Here is a 4718-nt window from a genome sequence, read left to right as displayed (position 1 = left end):
CCCAACGACCAATCAGTACTCAGAGTCGTGGTTTCCATGCTCATGGACATAAACGAAGAATTTGTCACGGACAAAAAACATATACAAATCGAAAGAAACGAATACTAGAAAGACAGGAGCTAAAAAAATATATTTTACAGAAAACCCCGGACACCGCCAACTTTCGTGCCCTTGGAGAGTATTCGGGCCTTGTTTTAGAGTTGGTGACTTAGAGAAGTTAGTGCGTTGAGCCGAGCATTAGGGATATTAGAGCGTTGACAGTGATACTTGAGCCTTAGAGGTTTCGTGAGTATTTTTTGTGATTTAGAGCCCTTAAAAAAATCGTATAAAAAATTTTGTGTTTCCGTGTTTCTGTGAAATTACGTGCCTACCTGCCATCCGACAGGCACAACGTAAAAACATCATACTATATTAAAATTAAAGGAAAAAATCTATTTTTCATTAAGTCGTAAATACCCCGGGGATTGGATATTAACAGGACTGGCCATTTCGGAGGGTCCCTTTTATTGTTTTACGGGACTCTGTACGTGACCACTGCAGGAGTCGATTCTGTCCAGGCTTTGGGGCTTTCAGCCGTCGCAGCGGCCATAGCAGCGGCGATGTCGGTAAAACCGGATATGGACAACAAATTCCTGTGGGGCATATTTCACCGCACGTGGATAACTCATAGCCTTACGACAGTAATAGCGGCCACGATAATGACTTACATATTCTTTAGCTCGGTATTAAAGGCGGGAATTCTTTCGCATTACATGACGCTTGCTATGTTCAGCGCTACTCTGTCACATGTATTGCTTGACTCGCTGACAAAAAAAGGAGTGCCGTTTTACGGGCCTTTCGATAACAGGATGAGGGGACCGCGATGGTTTAACGGCTCAAGCACGGTGATAAACTATACGTTTTTAGTGGCCGGCGTACTGATGGCGCTTATCTACTACGGCATCATCAGGTGAAGGTCACTAAGTCCTTCAGCGCGGCTTTCGGGTCTTTTGCCTTAACCACGCCGGAAGCCAGTAATACTCCGACAGTCCCGAGCTCAAGAGCCGCCTTGACGTCCTCGCCTTTGGATATGCCGGCTCCGCACAGCACCTTAACATTCGGGTCGGTGACTGCTTCCACGGATTTTGTCACTATGTCAGGATCGGCCTTTGATACGGGTATTCCGCTTCCTATAAGCTCGGGTGGCTCTATTGCGACGAAGTCGGGCTTGAACGCGGAGACTTCCTTGACCTTTTCGATGCTCTCGGCACACACTATGGAAGTCATACCCAGCTTGCGGAGGATCTCGACGCACTGCTTGATCTTCTCGGCTGGCATCCTGTCCTCAGAGTGGTTTATCAGAGACCCGGTGACACCGCATGCCTGGAGCGTTTGGGGCAATACATGTCCTGTGTGGCTTCCCGGCTCTATAGGATCGACATGCTGTGCGAAAACCTCTATGTCATATCCCTTGTGATGATGCAGTTCGGGCGTTTGCGGGCATACTATTATGCGTATCCCCGTCTCTCTCATCAAATCGCGAGCCGCCCAGGTCAGTTCTCTCCCTTTGTCTCCCAGGCTTTCCGTGTAAGTCTTATAATTAAGGATGATGATAGGCTTCTTCATGATCATTACCAGAATATTATGTCTGTATTCCCGGCTATTAACGTTTTCTAAATTTTTCAAAAAAGATGGACAGATATTAATTGCACCAATATAGGCCTAAGCATATACCGATAATATATCAGGACTTTCGCCTGCCTATCGGGAATTATGGCAATGCGGCGTGATTTGTAAACAATTTGTTTTTAATCCTGAATACAGACGAGTATATGGTTGGTGAATAGATGAATATGAAGAAACTAATACCTATGATATTAATAGTCGCTCTTTTCCTGGCGTTCTCAGGATGCGTATGCTGCTGTAATATGCCGGACGTGGTAAGGCCGGTCGTCACGCCTGTGCCTGCAGGCACGGGGAAGATCGTTTACGGTGACGAGCTTTTTGATCCTGAAGATTTTTCATGGTTCGAGTATAAGCTTGTGAGCACCGATAGGGAAAGGCCTTCGCAGACATACATCAGCGACGTCCGTTTCGAGTATTATAACACGACCTATAACGGGATCCCGGCAAAGCACGTCAACATGAGCACTACCAGCAAAGAAGGAGAGATGATACTTGAGTATTACTACGACCTTTCGACAAGGAATGTCTTAAACGCGCACATGTATGGCAACGCTTCCGGCATTAAGTTCGACCTTGAAGTCCCGGTGAGCGACCTCCCCGGAAAATTCAGTGAGCTGGCAGTAGATGACCCGACGCTCTCTATGGGCAATAACAGGTATGAGCTGATAGGCGTTGAGCCGGTCATCGTCCCGATGGGAGCCTTCGAGGATGTTGAAGTATATATCCAGAGTGATACGAAGAACGACGTGAGGGTCTGGGTTCATGATGACATACCGGTACCTTTAAAGATAACATCCGTATCCGATGATCACACATCTACCCTCGAACTGATAGACTGGGGATAGAACTCTCTATCCCTGCACTATTTTTTGAATGTTTAGAGTATATTTTTGTTAAAAATGTAAATAAGTATATCTAGTATTATTTTCAATATTTAGTAAATAAATTGCGGAGATGATACTATCGAGATATTAGAACCATATGCTGAAAGGATAGCGTCGATGAAAGCCATTGAACCGTTAGCTGATAAGGTGATAGAGTCTGCGGGCGAAGTGCATAAAGAACTGGGCTCGGAGCTTTTAATAGAAGTTTATGAAAAGCCTCTTAAAAAAGAAATGAAAAAGAGGGGATTATCGGTCGTCCAGAAAGCATGGTTCCCTGCACGATATGAGGATGTCGTGATGGAAAAAGCCTTTTTTGTAGACTTCTTTGTCGATGGCACTTTACTCGTGAAGATAAAAAGCGACGGTCCGACAACGAACCTTGACATTGCCATCCTGAGGTCATACCTGAAACATGCGGGGAAAAGCATGGGCTTGTTACTGAATTTTTACTACGAGGATTTTAATGACTGCTTCAAAAAAGTGATGGTTTATTAAAAAGGTAAAAGGGAGAGCATTTAGCTCTTCCTTAGAAGTCCGTCATTATGCGGTACTGGTCGATCTCGTCCTTCTTCATCGCCTGTAAGAACCTGCGGGACTCGCCCTCTATGTCCTTGGCGTTGGTGATGGACCTTCCTACTACCAGTATGTCCGCTCCGCCCTTCAGCGCAGTCTCGACATTCTCCACACGGACACCGCCCGCCACCGCGACTAACAGCTTCTTGCCAGCTGCAGCCTTCTTGATCTCAGCGATGTTGCCCCATGCGTGCTCAGCCTTACCGCCCTCGGTGTCAATACCGCGGTGAAGCTCTACGACATCCGGCTTGACTTTAAGCTGGGATATGAGCTTCGCGGGGTCCTGGACGTTGAGCATGTCGATGATAGAGTAGATGCCAACCTTGCGTGCTTCCTCTATGAACTTCTCGATGGTCGCCACCGGCGCCAGTCCGGAGCATACAACTGCGTCCGCGGTCGCGTCGGCTGCCATTCTGGCCTCAAGGTTGCCGGTGTCCAGCGTCTTAAGGTCGGCTACTATGAACATGTCCTTCTTGAGATCCCTCATCCTTCTGATGACGTCAAGGCCGAACTGCTTGATGAGCGGGGTGCCTGCCTCTATGACCAGGTGGTCGTTCTTCGGGACGTTCGCAATTACCCTTTCCACGACGCCGAAGTCCGTGGTGTCGATCGCTACCTGCAGGTATGGCGGGTCCCAGAGCCTGGTGACCTTGTAGCCCATTATCGGGTGAGTTCCCCTGTCCTTCTCGTATGTCACTTTGTCCACGCTCGGGAACTTGTCCATCGCCCTTGTCAGCGCAAGCTTGGTGGCTCCGTAGTTGTACTTGTATATCTTCGTGTAGTCCGCTGCCTCGGGGTGGATGAAGACCGAGACGATGATTACGACGTCCTCACAGATGTCCTTTGGTATTGCGCCTTCCTCTACCGCGTCGGCTATGGCCTTTGCGACCGCGGCCTGCGCGGGGCCGAATATCTGCCCGGCCTGTGCCATGTTCTTGACCGTGACTTTCGGCACGATGAGCGTTGCGGGCTTTGGTATAAGGTTAGGTCTAACGACAGCGAGAAGGGGTGTGTGCCCCATTGATAAGTTTGTCATTCCGTTAGCGAAGGCCATTCCGACGGGCCCGTTCTTATCGCCTATCATAAGGTCGATGTGGGCTATTTCGTTACCCTCGCCTATAAGTGCTTCTCCGATCAGGTACAAAGTTTCTACCTCAATGGGCATCTATACTCTTATCAGTTATAAACTTTAGCAGTATGACGTAAGGGTACTAAACGTTTGCCCTAAAATTCATTGTTTTATTAATATCAACATTTTTCACCATAAGGCGCACAAAGGCGGATAAGGGCCACCAGTTTCCACCACAAAGCGCACAAGGGGCACAAGGGTACACCAGTTTCCACCACAAAGGGCGCTAAGGGCTCGAAGGTTCACAAAGGAGATTTTTAAAAATAATTATTATATAAAAAATTTGTGTACCTTATTCGCCTTTGCGCACTTCGTGGTGAAAACTGGTGTACCCTTGAGTCCAGTAGTTCCGTTGGTTTGCTTGTGGTTGTTTGGTTAGGGGTTGTGTTTTTTTGTTTTTTGTGTGTTTTTTTGTTTGTGTTGTTGTTTGGTGTTTGGTGTTTTTTGTGTTTTGGTGTCTTTTTTAG

At 47.4% G+C, this 4718-nt stretch carries 5 protein-coding genes; 3 read left to right on the top strand and 2 right to left on the bottom strand.

The window, feature by feature from the left end; translation table 11 throughout:
- The first annotated feature begins 464 nt into the window (after positions 1–464).
- Positions 465–953 carry a metal-dependent hydrolase gene (locus tag CUJ83_RS15480; protein WP_230743372.1) on the top strand — a complete coding sequence of 163 codons (489 nt, stop codon included), beginning with the start codon at positions 465–467 and terminating at the stop codon, positions 951–953.
- Here the strand turns inward: CUJ83_RS15480 and tpiA are convergent.
- Complete coding sequence (gene tpiA, locus CUJ83_RS15475; RefSeq protein WP_369424450.1) at positions 946–1605, bottom strand: triose-phosphate isomerase; 660 nt, start codon at positions 1603–1605, stop codon at positions 946–948. The genes CUJ83_RS15480 and tpiA overlap by 8 nt on opposite strands.
- Positions 1606–1826: 221 nt before the next feature.
- Here tpiA and CUJ83_RS15470 point away from each other — a divergent pair, with 221 nt between their 5' ends.
- Entirely contained in the window at positions 1827–2510 is a 684-nt protein-coding gene (locus CUJ83_RS15470; RefSeq protein ID WP_230743370.1) for a hypothetical protein, read from the top strand.
- A 156-nt stretch (positions 2511–2666) separates the two neighbouring features.
- Positions 2667–3044, top strand: coding sequence for a GxxExxY protein (locus CUJ83_RS15465; protein ID WP_230743369.1), 378 nt, complete (start codon positions 2667–2669; stop codon positions 3042–3044).
- 31 nt (positions 3045–3075) lie between these two features.
- Here CUJ83_RS15465 and CUJ83_RS15460 read toward each other — a convergent pair whose 3' ends face one another.
- Complete coding sequence (locus CUJ83_RS15460; protein ID WP_369424449.1) at positions 3076–4266, bottom strand: bifunctional 5,6,7,8-tetrahydromethanopterin hydro-lyase/3-hexulose-6-phosphate synthase; 1191 nt, start codon at positions 4264–4266, stop codon at positions 3076–3078.
- Between the last annotated feature and the right edge of the window lie 452 nt (positions 4267–4718).

This window comes from Methanooceanicella nereidis, assembly GCF_021023085.1.
GTDB lineage: Archaea > Halobacteriota > Methanocellia > Methanocellales > Methanocellaceae > Methanooceanicella > Methanooceanicella nereidis.
This window is presented reverse-complemented; position numbering and strand designations above follow the sequence as displayed.

Bases quoted from the DNA above. Each gene is read 5' to 3' on its own strand.
- tpiA (WP_369424450.1), bottom strand. From the start codon at position 1,605: ATGAAGAAGCCTATCATCATCCTTAATTATAAGACTTACACGGAAAGC.
- CUJ83_RS15470 (WP_230743370.1), top strand. From the start codon at position 1,827: ATGAATATGAAGAAACTAATACCTATGATATTAATAGTCGCTCTTTTC.
- CUJ83_RS15465 (WP_230743369.1), top strand. From the start codon at position 2,667: ATGAAAGCCATTGAACCGTTAGCTGATAAGGTGATAGAGTCTGCGGGC.